The 4,257-nt window shown below is 59.0% G+C and carries 2 protein-coding genes and 3 pseudogenes; 2 read left to right on the top strand and 3 right to left on the bottom strand.

Annotation, left to right across the window (positions count from 1 at the left end; translation table 11 throughout):
* Positions 1-122 precede the first annotated feature (122 nt).
* From ASC85_RS23970 to ASC85_RS23960, 3 genes and pseudogenes are all read right to left on the bottom strand, one after another.
* Positions 123-743: a TetR/AcrR family transcriptional regulator gene (locus ASC85_RS23970; RefSeq protein ID WP_003202912.1), complete on the bottom strand. Its 621-nt coding sequence runs from the start codon at positions 741-743 to the stop codon at positions 123-125.
* 231 nt (positions 744-974) lie between these two features.
* Positions 975-1,318, bottom strand: a pseudogene (locus ASC85_RS33270) (DUF6124 family protein).
* Between the two features lie 537 nt (positions 1,319-1,855).
* Positions 1,856-2,224 carry a DUF6124 family protein gene (locus ASC85_RS23960; RefSeq protein WP_057451659.1) on the bottom strand — a complete coding sequence of 123 codons (369 nt, stop codon included), beginning with the start codon at positions 2,222-2,224 and terminating at the stop codon, positions 1,856-1,858.
* Between the two features lie 854 nt (positions 2,225-3,078).
* Between ASC85_RS23960 and ASC85_RS32750 the strand changes: the two are divergent.
* Positions 3,079-3,411 (top strand): annotated as a pseudogene (locus tag ASC85_RS32750) (OprD family outer membrane porin); the annotation flags it as partial.
* A 6-nt stretch (positions 3,412-3,417) separates the two neighbouring features.
* Positions 3,418-4,257 (top strand): annotated as a pseudogene (locus ASC85_RS23955) (OprD family outer membrane porin); the annotation flags it as partial.

Genomic DNA, 4,257 nt, shown 5'->3' with positions numbered 1-4,257 from the left:
GAAGTCTCCCACGGTCCGTACTGGCTAGAGTCGGAATCGAGCTTTTAGTCCCGCCCACCCCTTCAAGTCTAAACATACAAGCGAGCTTGCTCGCGATGAGGCCATCAGCCCCACCACAAATCTCAAGGCTCCAACCCAATCCCCCGCAAAATCACACTGGTCACCGTCTGCACCGCCCGTTCGAACTGCATGTCCGACAGCGGCTGGTGGTCGTTGAGGATGTTGATCTGGTGGTCGAAGTCGGCGTAGTGCTGGGTCGAGGCCCAGATCATGTAGAGCAGGCTTGAAGGCTCCACCGGGAGGATGCGTTTGTCCTCCACCCATTGGCGGATTTTCGCTTCCTTCATCTTCGCCCAGTCATAGAGGCTGGCGTCCAGCGCCTGGCCCAGTGTCGGGGCGCCGTGGATGATTTCGTTGGCCCAGACCTTTGAGCCGTAGGGCCGGCTGCGGGAGTGGTTCATCTTGGCGCGGATGTAGCTGCTGAGCACCACCCGCGGGTCGTCGAACATTTCGAAGCACAAGGCGTCCTGCTTCCAGACCTCCAGCAGATCGAACAGCACGGCGCTGTACAGTTCACTCTTGGTGCTGAAGTAGTAATGCAGGTTGGAACGAGGCAATTGCACTTCGGCGGCGATGTCGGCCATGGCGGTGCTGCCGAAGCCTTTCTCGGCAAAGACCTTCTCGGCGGCCAACAGGATTTTCTCGACGTTACTGCGACGAATCTCGATCTTGTGATTGCCCATGAGGGCTCCCTGGCAACAGCGTTGATCAAGACTAGCATTCACCCACTTTTGAAAACACTGGGGATCCCTGTAGGAGCTGGCGAAGCCTGCGATCTTTTGATCTTGATCGTTCCCACGCTCCTGCGTGGGAATGCCGCCAGGGACGCTCCGCGTTCCGCTTCTGGAGGGTGACGCAGAGCGTCACCGGATGCATGCCCACGCAGGAGCGTGGGAACGATCAAACAGAGTGCGCTATGTCGGCTGGCGTGCTTCGACGTTGTCCAGCGCGCGGTTTGCCAGCATTGCGCTCAGTTCAATCAATTGCTGGATGCCCAGGGCAATGTGGCGCCTGGGCCCTTCCAGGTCGAAGGCCAGGTCACTGACCATGGCGTTGGCCGAGGCCAGGTTTTCACTGAGGTTGGCGAGCAGGGTTTCGGTGTCGACGCCGTTGACGACGGTGAACAGTTGGCTGGGATCAGGCTCGGGTTTGCTGGGTTTGGGCTTGAGGTAGTGGTCGAGGATGCGGTCGGCGGCTTTGTCGAACGCTTTTGAGTTGGAGGGATCTGTATCCGGTGGGTGGGTGTTGGTTTGAACATAGATGAAGCTCCGATGCTGTAGATGGGAGCCAACACCCTCTCGCTACCAAACGAATTAGGGTGGCGGCCATACGAAGGTTGGTAGACCGGGCATCGGAGCCGGCGCCTCCGAAGAGGCCCTGCGCATGGCCACCAAAAAGCGAAGTGCGTGATTGCACTTGCAAGAGATGACGCTATGCACCGACACCAGGGCTACCAAACCCGATCACTGATTCAATCAGCGACCCGGAAACGATAGAGCCCCAGGCGCACAAGCCGGCGGATTCTGGCGCAGTTGTAGGCAACGGCGCAAGACAACGTAGCCCGATCCCGAACGATCCTACATATGGATAAACACGGTCCCTCTGTTGGACTGGGAGCTTGCTCCCGCTCGGTTCTGTAGGAGCTGGCGAAGCCTGCGATCTTTTGATCTTGATCTTGATCTTTCGCTTGAGATTCAAGTGTCTGGGGAAAGATCGCAGCCTCGTTGCACTCGACAGCTCCTACAGGCGCAGCCCAGCGGGAGCAAGCGCCCTCGCCACAAAAGCGGGTTTCGCGCTATGTCGGCTGGCGTGCTTCGACGTTGTCCAGCGCACGATTCGCCAGCATTGCGCTCAGTTCAATCAATTGCTGGATGCCCAGGGCAATGTGGCGCCTGGGCCCTTCCAGGTCGAAGGCCAGGTCGCTGACCATGGCGTTGGCCGAGGCCAGGTTTTCGCTGAGGTTGGCGAGCAGGGTTTCGGTGTCGACGCCGTTGACGACGGTGAAGAGCTGGCCGGCCGCAGCATCGGCTTCGGGCTTGTCCGGTTTGGGGTTCAGGTAATAATCGAGGGCGCGCTCGGCGGCTTCGTCGAGTTTTTGGGTATTGGTTTTTTTGCGCGGTGAAGTCGGATCGGTGTCCGGTGGGTTGGGTGTTGGTTTGAACATAGATGAATCTCCAAATCAAAAAAAGGAGAGCCATCACCCTCGCTACCAAACGAAGGGTGGCGGCCATACGCGGGTTGGTAGACCGGTGACTTGGAGAACCGGCGCGTCCGAAGACGCCCTGCGCATGACCGCCATAAAACAGATACCAAAAGGCCTCTGCTGCAAAGGGCTATGCGACAAGTCAAAAGCCGGGCTACCAAACCCGATCGGCCCCAGGCGCACAAGCCGGCGGATTCTGGCGCAGTTGTAGGCAACGGCGCAAGACAACGTAGCCCGATCCCGAACGATCCTACATATGGATAAACACAAGCCCATCCGGACAGGAAACACGGGTTAACAAACACCAGTCGATCGTTCCTCACGCTCCGCGTGGGAACGCCGCCAGGGACGCTCCGCGTTCCGCTTGTGGAAGGTGACGCAGAGCGTCACGGGATGCATGCCCACGCAGAGCGTGGGAACGATCAGGTCGCAGGGCTGTGGAGATCGTTCCTCACGCTCCGCGTGGGAACGCCGCCAGGGACGCTCCGCGTTCCGCTTCTGGAGGGTGACGCAGAGAGTGGGAACGATCACAAGCCTTCTGATCGTGGGCATTCGACTAATGTCTTAGACCAGTCATCGCACAACTAAGCACCCTCCCCGCTATTCTCAAACCTCGAATTTGCCCCGGCGACACGGCCTGCGATCTTGACCTCGATCGATGACAACCATTGAAACGCCTCATTTTGAAGCACCCTCAAGTTGGATAATTCCGATAATGGCCAGTTGACAACGAGCAGCCGCTTCCAAATAATCCCCAGCATGTTGTACGACGACGTATGACAAATAAAAACAACAAAAAAGTAGGGAGCGTCATAGTGAGCACACGTGTCCGTTTTTCGCCCGACCACCGTCCAAACCGCCGTACCCTTCTCAACACCAGCCCCGCCCTGATTCTGCTCGGTTGCAGCAGCCTTGCGGCGTTCCTGCCCATGACCGCCAGCGCCGAAGGCTTCGTCGATGATGCCAAGGCCACGCTGAATTTGCGCAACGCTTACTTCAACCGCAACTTCACCAACTCGAACAATGCCCAAGGCAAAGCCGAGGAATGGACCCAGAGTTTCATCCTCGACGCCAAGTCCGGCTTCACCCAGGGCACGGTCGGTTTCGGCGTGGACGTGCTGGGCATGTACTCGGTCAAGCTCGACGGCNCCGTTCTGGCCGCGGAGTCGGGGTTTGTCGAGGATGCCAAGGTCAACCTCAACCTGCGCAACTTCTACATCAACCGCAACTTCACCAACTCGAACAATGCCCAAGGCAAAGCCGAGGAATGGACCCAGAGTTTCATCCTCGACGCCAAGTCCGGCTTCACCCAGGGCACGGTCGGTTTCGGCGTGGACGTGCTGGGCATGTACTCGGTCAAGCTCGACGGCGGCCGTGGCACCACTGGTACTCAACTGCTGCCAGTGCACGATGACGGCCGCCCGGCCGATGACTTCGGTCGCCTGGGCGTGGCCCTCAAGGCCAAGGTGTCGAAGACCGAATTGAAAGTCGGTGAGTGGATGCCAGTGCTGCCAATCCTGCGTTCCGACGACGGTCGCTCCCTGCCGCAAACCTTCCGTGGCGGCCAGGTGACCTCCACCGAAATCAACGGTCTGACCCTCTACGGCGGTCAGTTCCGCGCCAACAGTCCGCGCAACGACGCGAGCATGGAAGACATGTCGATGAACGGCCGCGGTGCGTTCACCTCCGACCGTTTCAACTTCGGCGGCGGTGAATACGCCTTCAACGAAAAACGCACCCAGGTCGGCGTGTGGTACGCGGAACTGTCCGACATCTACCAGCAGCAATATTTCAACCTGACCCACAGCCAGCCCATTGGCAACTGGACCCTGGGCGCCAACCTCGGCTACTTCACCGGAAAGGAAGACGGCAGCGCGTTGGCCGGCGACCTGGACAACAAAACCGCATTCGCCATGCTCTCGGCCAAATACGGCGGCAACACTTTCTACGTCGGCCTGCAGAAAGTCGGCGGCGATGATGCCTGGATGCGCGTC

Origin of the sequence: Pseudomonas sp. Root401 (assembly GCF_001425105.1) — a bacterium.
Classification (GTDB): Bacteria; Pseudomonadota; Gammaproteobacteria; order Pseudomonadales; family Pseudomonadaceae; genus Aquipseudomonas; species Aquipseudomonas brassicacearum.
Note: the sequence above shows the minus strand (reverse complement) of the source record. Positions and strands in the feature narration are given on the sequence as shown.